Origin of the sequence: Burkholderia sp. BCC0419, assembly GCF_902830285.1 — a bacterium.
GTDB lineage: Bacteria > Pseudomonadota > Gammaproteobacteria > Burkholderiales > Burkholderiaceae > Burkholderia.
The window spans coordinates 12629-26541 of record NZ_CADESR010000013.1 but is presented as its reverse complement, the minus strand read 5'-3'; the positions used below and the strand labels follow the sequence as shown (position 1 = coordinate 26541).

Sequence of the window (13913 nt, the reverse complement as noted above, 5' to 3'; positions counted from 1 at the left end):
ACGGCGTTCAGTCTACCGCAGAAGCCACATAAAAGCGCGAGGCAGGCGCCCGGTGGCCTTCGGTAAAACCGCCGTATTGTACAATATCGTGTTGAAAGCTCCGGCGCCTATCGGGGCTACCCCGCCTCCACCAAGCGGCTCGCGCCGCCCGTCCTTCCGGTTCCCATGGCCTTTCTGCTCCATCAAGCCCGCTTCTACACGACCGTCAACCATCTGCGCGACCTGCCGCCGACGGTCCAGCCGGAAATCGCGTTCGCGGGCCGCTCGAATGCCGGCAAGTCGACGGCGATCAACGTGCTGTGCAACCAGAAGCGGCTGGCCTTCGCGTCGAAGACGCCCGGCCGCACGCAGCATATCAACTACTTCTCCGTCGGCCCGGCCGACGAGCCCGTCGCGAACCTCGTCGACCTGCCCGGCTACGGCTATGCGGAAGTGCCCGGCGCCGCGAAGGCGCACTGGGAAATGCTGCTGTCGTCCTATCTCGCGACGCGCTCGCAGCTCTGCGGCCTGATCCTGATGATGGATTCGCGCCGTCCGCTGACCGATCTCGATCGACGCATGATCGAGTGGTTCGCGCCGACCGGCAAGCCGATCCACACGCTGCTGACGAAGTGCGACAAATTGACGCGCCAGGAAAGCATCAACGCGTTGCGCAACACGCAGAAGGGGCTCGACGCGTATCGCGACCAGGGCGTACAGGGCAAGCTGACGGTCCAGCTGTTCTCGGCGCTGAAGCGCACGGGGCTCGACGAGGCCCATGAACTGATCGAGAGCTGGCTGCGGCCGTCCGTCGCCGACGAAAAAAGCGAGCCTGTAGCACAATGAGCGGGCAACGCGCGGCTGGGATCGGCTGTGCGCACCTGACGGCACCTGCGGATTCGGCCGGCTCATAAAAAAACCCGCCGTTAAACGGCGGGTCAAACAGCCTAATCGAAAAACGACAGGCACCCGCTCAGGGAGGAGAAGCGGGGAGCTGCACGCAACGCGCGCCGCTCGATCGCTATCATATACCAACGATCTCGAAAATGACCTAAGGGTTCCGTAAGGTCCTTCTTGCCCTGATTTCTGCCAAATCGCCATGAGCTTCCATCCGCTTCATCGTCCGCGCCGGATGCGCCGCGACGACTTCTCCCGCCGCCTGATGCGCGAAAACCGCCTGACCACCGACGACCTGATCTACCCGGTGTTCGTCGTCGAAGGCACCAACGAACGCCAGCCCATCCCGTCGATGCCCGGCGTCGAGCGCGTGTCGGTCGATCTGCTGATGCACGTCGCCGAGCAGTGCGTCGAACTCGGCGTGCCCGTGCTGTCGTTGTTCCCGGCCATCGAGCCGTCGCTGAAGACGCCTGACGGCCGCGAGGCGGCCAATCCGGAAGGCCTCATCCCGCGCGCGGTGCGCGAGCTGAAGAAGCACTTCCCCGAACTGGGCGTGCTGACCGACGTCGCGCTCGATCCGTACACGAGCCACGGCCAGGACGGCGTGCTCGACGAGAACGCCTACGTAATCAACGACGACACGATCGAGATCCTGGTCGACCAGGCGCGTGCGCAGGCAGAGGCCGGCGTCGACATCGTCGCGCCGTCGGACATGATGGACGGCCGCATCGGCGCGATCCGCGAGATGCTGGAAAGCGACGGCCATATCCATACGCGGATCATGGCCTATTCGGCGAAGTTCGCATCGGCGTTCTACGGCCCGTTCCGCGATGCGGTCGGCTCGGCATCCAACCTGGGCAAGGGCAACAAGATGACCTACCAGATGGATCCGGCGAACAGCGACGAAGCGCTGCGCGAAGTGCGTCTCGACATCGACGAAGGCGCCGACATGGTGATGGTCAAGCCCGGCATGCCGTATCTCGACATCGTGCGCCGCGTGAAGGACGAGTTCCGCTTCCCGACCTACGTGTACCAGGTGAGCGGCGAGTACGCGATGCTGAAGGCGGCCGCGATGAACGGCTGGCTCGACCACGACAAGGTCGTGCTCGAATCGCTGCTCGCGTTCAAGCGGGCGGGCGCTGACGGCGTGCTCACGTATTTCGCGCTCGATGCCGCGCGTCTGCTGAAAGCGCAACGCTGATCGCGCGCCGGCAGGCACCCGCAAAAACGGCGGGACACCTCGGTGTTCCGCCGTTTTTTGTTTACCGTCGATCGAGACGGACAGCCGGCCCCGGATCTTCTCATCACCGGTTCGCCCCGGCGGGCCACCGTCATACCGTCGGAACGGCCGCCCGATCGAGGCTGCGCAGGAACGTGTCGGCCGCCTGATAGCCGATCACGCGGCCGATCTCGTTGCCGTGCCGATCGAAGAAGATGATGCCCGGCGGCCCGAACAGGTTGAAGCGCTTGAGCAGCGCCTGATCGTCCGGATTGTTCGCGGTGACGTCCGCGCGCACGAGGTGAAGCTGCGCGAGCCGCGCCTGCACGCGCGCGTCGGTGAACGTCAGATGCTCCATCTCCTTGCAGCTCACGCACCAGTCGGCGTAGAAGTCGAGCATCACGGGCTGGCCCGACGTCTTCAGCAGCGCGTCGAGTTCGCCGCTGGAGCGCACCGGCGCGAATGCGGGGCCGTCCTGCGCGGCAGCCGCGCCGGCCGTCGCCGCACCGCCGGACGCCACCGTACGCGCGGCCAGCACGGCCAGCGGCTTGACGGGATCGGTCGAGCCCGCAGCGAGGCCGACGAGCAGCGTCGCGGCCCAGATCGCGAGCGCGGCGCCCACGCCGCGGCCCAGGCGGCGCCAGATCGACGCAGCGCCGGCATTCGGCGTGAACAACCCGAGCGCCGCGGCCGCGATCAGCAGCCACAACGCCGCGAGCACCATCTTCAGCCCGCCCGCCAGCACCGGCCACACGATCCACAGCGCGGCCGCGAGCAGCACGATGCCGAAGAACACCTTGACGCCGTCCATCCACGCGCCTGCGCGTGGCAGCACCGTCCCGGCCCCGACGCCGACGACCAGCAGCGGCACGCCGAGCCCCAGCCCCATCGCGAACAGCGCCGCGCCGCCGAGCAACGCATTGCCGGTGTGCGCGATGAAAGCGAGCACGGCGAACAGCGGCGCCGTCATGCACGCGCCGACGACCAACGCCGACAACGCGCCCATCGCCGCGACCGCGACGAAGTGGCCGCCCTGGCGCGCGCTCGATGCGTCGGCCGCGCCGTTCTGCCAGCGTGCCGGCAGTGCGATGTCCTTGCCCGCGATCAGCGACACCGCGAACGCGGTCAGCAGCACGCCGAACGCGCCGAGCACCCACGGGTTCTGCAACCATGCGCCGAGGCTCTGGCCGACCAGCGCGGCGGCGATACCGAGTACCGTGTAGACCAGCGCCATGCCGACCACGTAGGTCAGCGACAGCGCAAAGCCGCGTGCATGCGTCGCACGCGTGCCCTGGCCGATGATGATCGCGGACACGATCGGAATCATCGGGTACGAACAGGGCAGCAGGCTCAGCACGACACCCGCGACGAAATAGAGCGCGATGATCGTGAAGAAGCCGTGGCCTTCGAGCAGCGACTGCGCGAAATCGGCGCTCGTGACCTTGTCGAACCAGCTGCCCGCGGCAGCCGTGTCGCCGGACGACGATGCGGCGCCGAGCGCGGCGCCATCGACCTTCATCACGTGCTCGGCCGGCGGATAGCAGATCCCTTCGTCCGCACAACCTTGCGACGTCACCGCGAGCTCGAACGGCCCGGCCGCCTGCTTCACCGGCACGTGAACGACGACTTCATCGCGATAGGTCTCGACGTTCTTCTGGAACGTCTGGTCGAACTTCACGTGGCCGGCCGGGTATTGCGGCTCGCCGAGCGTCGCCTGGCCGCTCTTCACGGCGAACGCGAACCGCTCGCGGTACATGTAATAGCCGTTGGCGATCTTGAAGCGGACGTCCACCTGTCCCGGCGATTCGCTCGCGCTGAACTTGAACGCAACCGACGGATCGAGGAAATCGTCGGCCGCGCGTGCGACGGACAGCCCGCCCAGCACGAGCACGAACGACAACAGGACCACAAGAAACCGCAGCGCGCGCACGCGCACCGAAAGCGCCATACCGTTAAACATGAAATAGACGTTGAGTTTCGCTGGTCACCCATTGGCCATACGCGGCCGATGCCGTCGTCTGCCACGAGACGATTTCGGGCGTCTCGTAAGGATGATGCGCGAGAATAAATCGCTCCAGTTCGAGCGCCCGGACCGGGCTCGTCTTGAACAGCAACTGGATCTCGTCGGCCGTTTCGACCTTGCCCTGCCAGTGATAGCGCGACTTGATCGTGCCGAGCTCCGACACGCACGCGGCAAGCCGCGCGTCGAGCGCGCCGTCGGCGAGCGCCGCAGCCGTCGCCGCATCGGGTACCGTCGTCAGCATCAGCACCACTATCATCCGCGCCCTCCTCACTGGTCTGCCGGCTCCTGCCGGCGCCGATTACCCGTTCAGGGACCGCACCGGTTGCCCCGTATCGTAGCGCAGCCCGCGCAACGCTGCCGGCACCGGCCTGCGACAATCGATCGCAGCCGGCATCTCAAAAACAAAAAGGGCCAAGCAATCGCTCGGCCCCTTTCAGATACTGCTGCGTACCGGAAGCTTACTCAGCTTCTTGCACGTTTTCCGTTTCGTCGACTTCCGGACGGTCGAGCAGTTCGACCAGTGCCATCGGTGCGTTGTCGCCCACGCGGAAGCCGAACTTCAGCACGCGCAGGTAGCCGCCCGGACGGTTCGCGAAACGCGGACCGAGCACGTCGAACAGCTTCGCCACCGAGTCACGATCGCGCAGGCGGTTGAACGCCAGGCGACGGTTTGCCAGCGACGGCTTCTTGCCGAGCGTGATCAGCGGCTCGACGACTTTACGGAGTTCCTTCGCCTTCGGCAGCGTCGTCTTGATGACTTCGTGCTCGATCAGCGAGTTGGACATGTTACGGAGCATAGCCAGACGGTGGCTGCTCGTGCGGTTCAGTTTCCGCAGACCATGACGATGGCGCATTTCAGTTTCCTTGATTCAAAGTTTTGGTCCAGCTCTTCTATCGCACCTCGGAGGGTGCACGGGCCGGTAACGAAAAAAAGCAAGATGCGGATTTTAAAGGAAAATCCGCATCTTTGCCAACTACAGCTATAGCCAGGCTACAACCGGGCTTACTTGTCGAGACCAGCCGGCGGCCAGTTCTCGAGCTTCATGCCCAGCGTGAGACCGCGCGAAGCGAGCACTTCCTTGATCTCGTTGAGCGACTTGCGACCGAGGTTCGGCGTCTTCAGCAGCTCGTTTTCCGTGCGCTGGATCAGATCGCCGATGTAGTAGATGTTCTCGGCCTTCAGGCAGTTCGCCGAACGAACCGTCAGCTCGAGATCGTCCACCGGACGCAGCAGGATCGGATCGATCTGCGGTGCACGCGACGGCGCTTCGGCTGCCGTTTCCGTGCCTTCCAGCGCCGCGAACACGGACAGCTGGTCGACCAGGATGCGGGCCGACTGGCGGATCGCTTCTTCCGGCGTGATCACGCCGCTCGTCTCGATGTTCATCACGAGCTTGTCGAGGTCGGTACGCTGCTCGACACGTGCGCTTTCAACCGCGTAGCTCACGCGGCGAACCGGCGAGAACGATGCGTCGAGGACGATGCGGCCGATGATCTTGGCCGTGTCTTCGCCGTAGCGACGGACGTTGCCGGGCACGTAGCCGCGACCCTTTTCGATCTTGATCTGAACGTCGAGCTTGCCGCCCTTCGACAGGTGCGCAATCACGTGATTCGGGTTGATGACTTCGCAATCGTGAGCCAGCTCGATATCGCCGGCCGTCACGACGCCTTCACCTTCCTTGCGCAGCGTAACCGTCACTTCGTCACGGTTATGCAGCTTGAACACCACGCCCTTCAGGTTCAGCAGCAGGTTGACGACGTCTTCCTGCACGCCATCCAGCGTCGAGTACTCGTGCACCACGCCCGCGATCGTGACTTCGGTCGGCGCGTAGCCCACCATCGACGACAGCAGCACGCGGCGAAGCGCATTGCCCAAGGTGTGGCCGTAACCGCGCTCGAACGGTTCCATGACCACCCTCGCGTGGTTCTCGCCCAGCGATTCCACGGCGATGATCTTGGGTTTCAGCAAACTGGTTTGCATGGGCTTTCCTTTTCAATACCCTCGGCTCGTTACACCGATAAGGCTGACCGGTAACAACCAGAAAATAAACAGCCGAGGCCCCTCCTTGCGCAACGCAATCGGGGTACCTCGGCCGTCAATCGGATTAACGCGAATACAATTCGACGATCAGGCTTTCGTTGATGTCGCCTGCGATTTCAGCGCGTTCCGGCATTTGCTTGAACGTGCCTTCGAACTTCTTCGCATCGACTGCAACCCAGCTCGGCATGCCGCCTTGCTCGGCCAGCGACAGTGCTTCGACGATACGCGCCTGCTTCTTCGCCTTTTCGCGAATCGCGACGACGTCACCCGCCTTCACTTGCTGCGACGGGACGTTTGCGACGACGCCGTTCACGGTGATCGACTTGTGGCTCACCAGCTGACGCGCTTCAGCGCGGGTCGAACCGAAGCCCATGCGATACACGACGTTGTCGAGGCGCGACTCGAGCAGTTGCAGCAGGTTTTCACCCGTGTTGCCCTTGCGGCGATCGGCTTCAGCGAAGTAGCGACGGAACTGACGTTCCAGCACGCCGTAGATACGCTTGACCTTCTGCTTTTCGCGCAGCTGCGTACCGTAGTCGGACGTACGTGCGCCCGAGGTACGGCCGTGCTGGCCCGGCTTGCTGTCGAGCTTGCACTTGTCGGCGAGCGAGCGGCGTGCGCTCTTCAGGAACAGGTCGGTGCCTTCACGGCGGGACAGCTTGGCTTTGGGGCCGATATAACGTGCCACTTTGCATTCCTTTATCAATCAGTCACGCGGCTCGAAATCCGCGCTAGTCCGCTCCCTTTGGGGCGAACGGTGGGCTTAGTCAATCAAAAAAGCAACGCCCGTCGACGCTGAGCGGCGACAGGCAATGCGCTAGCACGAACGTGCCAGCACATCCTCAGATACGACGACGCTTCGGCGGGCGGCAGCCGTTGTGCGGAATCGGGGTGACGTCCGAAATCGCGGTGATCTTGATGCCGAGGCCGTGCAGTGCGCGCACTGCCGACTCGCGACCCGGGCCCGGGCCCTTGATCCGCACTTCCAGATTCTTCACGCCATATTCCATCGCGACGCGGCCAGCCGACTCGGCTGCGACCTGAGCAGCGAACGGCGTCGATTTGCGCGAGCCCTTGAAGCCCTGACCGCCCGACGTCGCCCATGCCAGAGCGTTGCCTTGGCGATCGGTGATCGTGATGATCGTGTTGTTGAACGACGCGTGAACGTGAACCACGCCTTCAGCGACGTTCTTCTTAACCTTCTTGCGAACGCGTTGCGCCGCGGTGTTCGAAGCCTTAGCCATTACGTTTTCCTGTAACTGTCAGTTCCGCTTACTTCTTCAGCGCTTGCGCTGCACGACGCGGACCCTTGCGGGTACGTGCGTTCGTACGCGTACGCTGACCGCGCATCGGCAGGCCCTTGCGATGACGGACGCCACGGTAGCAACCGAGGTCCATCAGGCGCTTGATGTTCATCGTCACTTCACGGCGCAGATCGCCTTCGACGACAAACTTGCCTACTTCTTCACGCAGCTTTTCCAGGTCTGCGTCGGTCAGATCCTTGACCTTCTTCGAAAAATCGACGCCAGCTGCCACGCAGATGCTGCGCGAACGGGTGCGGCCGACACCAAAGATAGCCGTCAGGCCGATCTCGGTGTGCTGGTGATTCGGGATGTTAACCCCTGCGATACGAGCCATTGTTTTTCCTCAAACAAAAAGCGCAAACAAACGCGCGGTCAGCCTTGGCGCTGCTTGTGGCGCGGATCCGAGCTGCAGATCACGCGAACGACGCCTTTGCGCTTGATGATCTTGCAATTGCGGCAAATGCGCTTAACCGATGCCATCACTTTCATGATAATACCCTTTTTTCAAATCACTTCGCCCGGAACACGATCCGCGCACGAGACAGATCGTAAGGCGTCAATTCAACCGTCACCTTGTCGCCGGGAAGAATGCGGATGTAGTGCATCCGCATCTTTCCGGAAATATGCCCCAACACGACATGGCCGTTTTCCAGCTTCACACGGAAGGTCGCATTCGGGAGGTTTTCAATCACCTCACCCTGCATCTGGATTACATCGTCTTTGGCCATAGTCCTTTCAACGCATCGGGATGTTGCCGCCCTTGAAGTTAGCCTTCTTGAGCAGCGACTCATACTGTTGCGACATAACGTACGACTGCACCTGCGCCATAAAGTCCATCGTGACGACGACAATGATCAGCAGCGACGTTCCACCAAAATAAAACGGCACGTTCCAGCGCAGCACCAGGAATTCCGGCAGCAGACACACGAAGACGATGTAGATCGCACCGGCCAGCGTCAGACGCGTGAGGATGCGGTCGATGTATCGCGCGGTCTGATCGCCCGGACGGATGCCCGGAACAAACGCGCCGCTCTTCTTCAGGTTGTCCGCGGTCTCCCTGCTGTTGAACACCAGTGCGGTGTAGAAGAAGCAGAAAAACACGATTGCCAGCGTGTACAGCAGCACGTAAACCGGCTGGCCCGGCTTCAGCGCTTCCGCAACGTTATGCAACGTATTGGAAATCCAGCTTCCCGTCGGCTGACCGGTACTGAACCAGCCGAGAATCGTTGCCGGGAACAGAATGATCGACGATGCAAAGATCGGCGGAATCACGCCCGACATGTTCAGCTTCAGCGGCAGATGCGACGACTGCCCACCGTAGATCTTGTTGCCGACCTGACGCTTCGCGTAGTTCACGAGGATCTTGCGCTGACCGCGTTCGATGAACACGACCAGGTAAGTCACCGCGGCGATCAGAACGACGATGATGATCGCCGAAATGATGCTCATCGAACCCGTACGCACCAGCTCGAACAACCCACCCACGGCATTCGGGAACCCTGCTGCGATCCCGCCGAAGATGATGATCGAGATACCGTTGCCCAGACCACGCTCGGTAATCTGCTCGCCGAGCCACATCAGGAACATCGTGCCCGTCACCAGCGTCACGACCGTCGTCAGACGGAACAGCGTGCCGGGATCGGTGACGAGGCCCGGCTGGTTTTCCAGCGCAGCCGCGATACCGAATGCCTGGAAGGTCGCGAGCACCACGGTGAAATACCGCGTGTACTGCGTGATCTTCCGTTGCCCTGCCTGCCCTTCCTTCTTCAGCGCCTCGAGCTGCGGCGAAACGATCGCCAGCAACTGCATGATGATCGACGCCGAGATGTACGGCATGATCCCCAGCGCAAAGATCGTGAAGCGGGAAAGCGCGCCACCCGAGAACATGTTGAACATGCCCAGGATGCCGCCCGCCTGGCTCTGGAACAGCTTAGCCAGTTGATCCGGATCGATGCCCGGCACGGGAATGTGCGCGCCGATGCGATAGACGATCAGCGCCAGGAGCAGGAACATCGCTCGCCGGCGCAGATCGCCGAATTTCGCCGTGCTTCGACCGGGTTTTGCAAGACTCGGGCTGTTAGCCAAGTACCTTCTCCGATGAATGCAAGTGACGACGCGCTACGCGTGTCACTCGGCGAACGAACCGCCAGCCGCTTCGATCGCAGCGCGCGCACCCTTGGTGGCACCGAGACCCTTCACGACGATCTTGCGCTTCAGTTCGCCCGTCGCGATGATCTTTGCGCTCTTCGTCAGCTCGCCGACCAGGCCGGCTTGCTTCAGTGCGAGCAGATCGATCTCGTCGACCGGCAGCTTCTCGAGGTCGCCCAGGCGCACTTCACCGACGAATTCCTTCGTCAGCGACGTGAAGCCGCGCTTCGGCAGACGACGTTGCAGCGGCATCTGACCGCCTTCGAAACCGACTTTGTGGAAGCCGCCCGAACGCGATTTCTGACCCTTGTGACCACGGCCAGCCGTCTTGCCGAGGCCCGAACCGATGCCACGACCGACGCGACGCTTGGCGTGCTTGGCGCCAGCGGCCGGCTTCAGGTTATTCAATTCCATATCAACTCCTTGATCCGTAGGGCCGCTTACGCGATGACCTTAACGAGGTACGAGACCTTGTTGATCATGCCGCGGACCGCCGGCGTGTCCTGCAGCTCGCTAACCGAGTTGAGTCGGCGCAGGCCCAGGCCACGCACGGTCGCGCGGTGCGATTCGCGGGTCCCGATCAGGCTCTTAACGAGCTGAACCTTGACAGTTTTTTCAGACATGGTGACCACCCGGGCTTAGCCCAAAATATCTTCGACGGACTTGCCGCGCTTCGCCGCGATGTCTGCCGGGGTCGACTGCTTGCGCAGACCGTCCAGCGTGGCGCGAACGAGGTTGTACGGGTTCGTCGAACCGTGGCTCTTCGCCACGACGTTCTGAACGCCCATCACGTCGAACACTGCGCGCATCGGGCCGCCGGCGATCACGCCCGTACCTGCCTTCGCCGGAGCGAGGAGGACAGCGGATGCACCATGCTTGCCGTGCACTTCGTGCTGCAGCGTGCCGTTCTTGAGCGGCACCTTGAACATGTTGCGGCGAGCTTGTTCCATTGCCTTCTGGACAGCGACCGGCACTTCCTTCGCCTTGCCCTTGCCCATACCGATGCGGCCATCACCATCGCCAACCACGGTCAGTGCGGCGAAGCCGAGAATACGGCCACCCTTCACGACCTTGGTCACGCGATTGACCGAAATCATCTTTTCGCGAAGGCCGTCGTCGCGCTCGTCAGCCTGAACTTTCGCTTGCATCTTTGCCATGACGAATTCCTTCCTTAGAACTTGAGCCCAGCTTCACGAGCTGCCTCAGCCAGCGCCTTGACGCGGCCATGGTAGCGGAAGCCCGAGCGGTCGAAGGCGACGGATTCGATGCCGGCAGCCTTTGCCTTCTCGGCAATACGCTTGCCGATCAGCGTCGCGGCATTAACGTTGCCGCCCTTGCCCGACTTGTCGGCCAGTTCGGCGCGCACTTCTGCCTCGAGCGTCGACGCGCTGGCGAGCACCTTGGTGCCGCAGGGCGAGAACACTTGAGCGTAGATGTGCGTGTTCGTGCGATGCACGGCGAGACGCGCGACCTGCAGCTCAGCGATCTTGATACGCGTCTGGCGAGCGCGGCGCAGGCGAGATTGAGTCTTATCCATGATTGCGCACCCTTACTTCTTCTTCGTTTCTTTGAGGATCACAACCTCGTCGGCATAGCGCACGCCCTTGCCCTTGTAGGGCTCCGGCGGACGGTAACCGCGAACTTCCGCAGCCACTTGACCGACTTGTTGCTTGTTGATCCCCTTGATCACGATTTCGGTTTGCGTCGGGGTTTCAGCCTTGACGCCTTCCGGCATCTGGTGCACCACCGGGTGCGAGAAACCCAGCGACAGGTTCAGCTTGTCGCCTTGCGCTTGCGCACGGTAACCGACGCCAACCAGCGTCAGCTTGCGCTCGAAACCCTTGGTCACGCCGTGCACGGCATTCGCGATGATCGCGCGCATCGTGCCCGACAGTGCATTTGCTTCGCGGCTTTCGTCGACCGGCGCCAGATTCAGCGTGCCGTCGTTGTTCGCCACGTTCACGAGCGGATTGATCGCTTGCGTGATGGTGCCCAGCGGGCCCTTGACGGTGATTGCACCGTCGGCCAGCTTGACTTCCGCGCCTTGCAGCGCGATCGGGCTTTTACCTACTCGAGACATGTTTCTCTCTCCTCGGCTTTAAGCGACGTAGCAGATGACTTCGCCGCCGACGCCGGTAGCGCGCGCCTTGCGGTCGGTCATCACGCCCTTCGGCGTCGACACGATTGCCACACCGAGGCCATTCATGACCTGCGGAATGTCGTTACGGCCGCGGTACACGCGCAGACCAGGCTTCGACACGCGCTCGAGGCGTTCGATGACCGGGCGACCTGCGTAGTACTTCAGCGCGATATTCAGTTCAGACTTCGCACCTTCCGCCTTCACGGCGAAATCGTCGATATAGCCTTCGTCCTTCAGGACTTGCGCGATTGCAACCTTGACCTTCGACGAGGGCATCGCGACCGATACCTTCTCGACCATCTGCGCGTTGCGGATGCGAGTCAGCATATCGGCGATAGGATCACTCATGCTCATTTACGTTTCTCCTATTACCAGCTCGCCTTGGTCAGGCCAGGAATCTCGCCACGGAATGCGATTTCACGAATCTTGTTACGCGCGAGGCCGAATTTACGGAACGTGCCACGCGGACGGCCCGTGATCGCGCAGCGGTTACGCTGGCGGGTCGGGTTTGCGTTGCGGGGCAGTTGCTGCAGCTCCAGGCGTGCTTCGTAGCGCTCTTCTTCCGACTTGCTTTGGTCTTCGACGATCGCCTTCAGCGCTTCGCGCTTTGCTGCGAACTTCGCGACCAGGCGGGCGCGCTTCTTTTCACGTTCGATCAGTGCCAGTTTAGCCACGGTAACCTCAGTTTCTGAACGGGAACTTGAAGCTGGCGAGCAGAGCCTTTGCTTCGTCGTCGGTCTTCGCAGTCGTCGTGATGCTGATGTTCAGCCCACGCAGTGCGTCGATCTTGTCGTAATCGATTTCGGGGAAAATGATCTGCTCTTTCACACCGATGTTGTAGTTGCCACGGCCATCGAAAGCACGACCCGACACACCGCGGAAATCTCGCACGCGGGGCAGGGCAACCGTCACGAAACGGTCGAGGAATTCGTACATCGCTTGGCCACGCAGCGTCACCATCGCGCCGATCGGGTAACCCTGGCGGATCTTGAAGCCTGCGATTGCCTTGCGGGCCTTCGTGACGACCGGCTTCTGGCCGGCGATCTTCGTGAGGTCGCCAACGGCGTTCTCGATGATCTTCTTGTCAGCGATCGCTTCGCCAAGACCCATGTTCAGCGTGATCTTGGTGATGCGCGGCACTTCCATGACCGACTTGTAACCGAACTTCTCGATCAGGCCGGGCACAACCGATTCTTTGTAAAACTCTTGAAAACGAGCCATTTTTTACTCCGCTGCGTCAGGCGCTCAGTACGGCACCGGTCGTCTTCAGGAAGCGAACTTTCTTGCCTTCCTCGACCTTGATGCCAACACGCGACGCCTTGCCATTCGCGTCGACCAGTGCGACGTTCGAAATATGCAGGGGCATCGTCTTCGCTTCCACGCCGCCCGTCGTACCCTTCATCGGGTTCGGCTTCACATGCTTCTTGACGAGGTTGATACCCTCGACCGTCACATGTTCAGCACCGACAGCCAGCACGACGCCGCGCTTGCCCTTGTCCTTGCCAGTGACGACGATGACCTCGTCACCCTTGCGAATCTTGTTCATCGCGACTCCTTACAGCACTTCCGGCGCCAGCGAAACGATCTTCATGAATCGTTCGCTACGCAGCTCACGCGTCACCGGCCCGAAGATACGGGTGCCGATCGGCTCGAGCTTGTTATTCAAAAGCACAGCGGCGTTGCCGTCGAACTTGATCAGCGAGCCGTCTTGACGGCGTACGCCCTTGGCGGTGCGGACCACCACGGCGTTGTAAATTTCGCCTTTCTTCACGCGCCCGCGCGGCGTTGCCTCTTTGACGCTCACCTTGATGATGTCGCCAATGCCGGCATAACGACGCTTCGAGCCGCCGAGCACCTTGATGCACAGGACTTCACGTGCACCCGTGTTGTCGGCTACTTCGAGCCGAGATTCGGTCTGGATCATGGTTTGTCTTTCCCAACTTAATCCGGATGCACCACCATGATGCATTCGGTCAGTCTTGGTCCCGTCAGCCAATCGGCTGCTTGGGTTGGAACAGCAGCGACGGCAAACGAAACCCGCCATCGCAATTCGGTGAATCTTTCAGACAGGCTGGCGCCAGTCCGCTTCCCCCACCAATTTCGCCCGCGACGGGGCTCCCATAAAGAGGGAAGACCAGGATTATAACAAATAACCCTGGTCA

22 protein-coding genes are annotated in these 13913 nt (G+C 61.9%); 2 read left to right on the top strand and 20 right to left on the bottom strand.

Features of this window, described 5'->3' with window-relative positions:
- Positions 1-165: 165 nt before the first annotated feature.
- On the top strand, positions 166-825 hold the full coding sequence (gene yihA / locus HWW87_RS33880) for a ribosome biogenesis GTP-binding protein YihA/YsxC (RefSeq protein WP_175823935.1): 660 nt from the start codon (positions 166-168) through the stop codon (positions 823-825).
- A gap of 253 nt (positions 826-1078) precedes the next feature.
- Positions 1079-2077 (top strand): porphobilinogen synthase, encoded by a 999-nt coding sequence (gene hemB / locus HWW87_RS33875; RefSeq protein ID WP_050013164.1) that lies wholly within the window; start codon positions 1079-1081, stop codon positions 2075-2077.
- A gap of 130 nt (positions 2078-2207) precedes the next feature.
- Here hemB and dsbD read toward each other — a convergent pair whose 3' ends face one another.
- The 20 genes from dsbD to rplN all read right to left on the bottom strand — a co-directional run bounded on the left by dsbD (position 2208) and on the right by rplN (position 13675).
- Positions 2208-4055, bottom strand: coding sequence for a protein-disulfide reductase DsbD (gene dsbD, locus HWW87_RS33870; protein ID WP_175823934.1), 1848 nt, complete (start codon positions 4053-4055; stop codon positions 2208-2210).
- Positions 4048-4374 carry a divalent-cation tolerance protein CutA gene (gene cutA / locus HWW87_RS33865; protein WP_027805216.1) on the bottom strand — a complete coding sequence of 109 codons (327 nt, stop codon included), beginning with the start codon at positions 4372-4374 and terminating at the stop codon, positions 4048-4050. The genes dsbD and cutA overlap by 8 nt, the downstream gene beginning before the upstream one ends.
- Before the next feature lie 202 nt (positions 4375-4576).
- Positions 4577-4972 carry a 50S ribosomal protein L17 gene (gene rplQ / locus HWW87_RS33860; RefSeq protein ID WP_006477175.1) on the bottom strand — a complete coding sequence of 132 codons (396 nt, stop codon included), beginning with the start codon at positions 4970-4972 and terminating at the stop codon, positions 4577-4579.
- 149 nt (positions 4973-5121) lie between these two features.
- A complete protein-coding gene (gene rpoA, locus HWW87_RS33855) occupies positions 5122-6099 on the bottom strand; it encodes a DNA-directed RNA polymerase subunit alpha (protein ID WP_006477176.1) in 978 nt (325 codons plus the stop codon).
- Positions 6100-6223: 124 nt separating this feature from the next.
- Positions 6224-6847, bottom strand: coding sequence for a 30S ribosomal protein S4 (rpsD, locus tag HWW87_RS33850; protein ID WP_006477177.1), 624 nt, complete (start codon positions 6845-6847; stop codon positions 6224-6226).
- 154 nt (positions 6848-7001) lie between these two features.
- Complete coding sequence (rpsK, locus tag HWW87_RS33845) at positions 7002-7403, bottom strand: 30S ribosomal protein S11 (protein ID WP_004197937.1); 402 nt, start codon at positions 7401-7403, stop codon at positions 7002-7004.
- A gap of 28 nt (positions 7404-7431) precedes the next feature.
- On the bottom strand, positions 7432-7797 hold the full coding sequence (rpsM, locus tag HWW87_RS33840) for a 30S ribosomal protein S13 (RefSeq protein WP_006477178.1): 366 nt from the start codon (positions 7795-7797) through the stop codon (positions 7432-7434).
- A 38-nt stretch (positions 7798-7835) separates the two neighbouring features.
- Positions 7836-7952, bottom strand: a complete 117-nt coding sequence (gene rpmJ / locus HWW87_RS33835; RefSeq protein WP_004199844.1) for a 50S ribosomal protein L36 — start codon at positions 7950-7952, stop codon at positions 7836-7838.
- A gap of 20 nt (positions 7953-7972) precedes the next feature.
- The gene (gene infA / locus HWW87_RS33830) at positions 7973-8191 is read right to left on the bottom strand and encodes a translation initiation factor IF-1 (RefSeq protein ID WP_004521905.1); all 219 of its coding nucleotides are present in this window, start codon (positions 8189-8191) and stop codon (positions 7973-7975) included.
- A gap of 7 nt (positions 8192-8198) precedes the next feature.
- The gene (secY, locus tag HWW87_RS33825) at positions 8199-9548 is read right to left on the bottom strand and encodes a preprotein translocase subunit SecY (protein ID WP_050013167.1); all 1350 of its coding nucleotides are present in this window, start codon (positions 9546-9548) and stop codon (positions 8199-8201) included.
- A gap of 42 nt (positions 9549-9590) precedes the next feature.
- The gene (gene rplO, locus HWW87_RS33820; protein ID WP_006482880.1) at positions 9591-10025 is read right to left on the bottom strand and encodes a 50S ribosomal protein L15; all 435 of its coding nucleotides are present in this window, start codon (positions 10023-10025) and stop codon (positions 9591-9593) included.
- Between the two features lie 26 nt (positions 10026-10051).
- Positions 10052-10234: a 50S ribosomal protein L30 gene (gene rpmD, locus HWW87_RS33815; RefSeq protein WP_006400644.1), complete on the bottom strand. Its 183-nt coding sequence runs from the start codon at positions 10232-10234 to the stop codon at positions 10052-10054.
- A 15-nt stretch (positions 10235-10249) separates the two neighbouring features.
- The gene (rpsE, locus tag HWW87_RS33810; RefSeq protein ID WP_006752931.1) at positions 10250-10768 is read right to left on the bottom strand and encodes a 30S ribosomal protein S5; all 519 of its coding nucleotides are present in this window, start codon (positions 10766-10768) and stop codon (positions 10250-10252) included.
- Positions 10769-10782: 14 nt separating this feature from the next.
- Positions 10783-11148: a 50S ribosomal protein L18 gene (gene rplR / locus HWW87_RS33805; RefSeq protein WP_006477183.1), complete on the bottom strand. Its 366-nt coding sequence runs from the start codon at positions 11146-11148 to the stop codon at positions 10783-10785.
- 12 nt (positions 11149-11160) lie between these two features.
- Entirely contained in the window at positions 11161-11691 is a 531-nt protein-coding gene (gene rplF / locus HWW87_RS33800; protein ID WP_027783304.1) for a 50S ribosomal protein L6, read from the bottom strand.
- Positions 11692-11709: 18 nt separating this feature from the next.
- Positions 11710-12105, bottom strand: coding sequence for a 30S ribosomal protein S8 (gene rpsH, locus HWW87_RS33795; RefSeq protein ID WP_006477185.1), 396 nt, complete (start codon positions 12103-12105; stop codon positions 11710-11712).
- A gap of 14 nt (positions 12106-12119) precedes the next feature.
- Positions 12120-12425 (bottom strand): 30S ribosomal protein S14, encoded by a 306-nt coding sequence (rpsN, locus tag HWW87_RS33790; RefSeq protein ID WP_006482884.1) that lies wholly within the window; start codon positions 12423-12425, stop codon positions 12120-12122.
- 7 nt (positions 12426-12432) lie between these two features.
- Positions 12433-12972 carry a 50S ribosomal protein L5 gene (gene rplE / locus HWW87_RS33785; protein ID WP_174390717.1) on the bottom strand — a complete coding sequence of 180 codons (540 nt, stop codon included), beginning with the start codon at positions 12970-12972 and terminating at the stop codon, positions 12433-12435.
- A gap of 16 nt (positions 12973-12988) precedes the next feature.
- Positions 12989-13297 (bottom strand): 50S ribosomal protein L24, encoded by a 309-nt coding sequence (gene rplX, locus HWW87_RS33780; RefSeq protein WP_006477187.1) that lies wholly within the window; start codon positions 13295-13297, stop codon positions 12989-12991.
- A 9-nt stretch (positions 13298-13306) separates the two neighbouring features.
- Positions 13307-13675 (bottom strand): 50S ribosomal protein L14, encoded by a 369-nt coding sequence (gene rplN, locus HWW87_RS33775; protein ID WP_006482918.1) that lies wholly within the window; start codon positions 13673-13675, stop codon positions 13307-13309.
- Between the last annotated feature and the right edge of the window lie 238 nt (positions 13676-13913).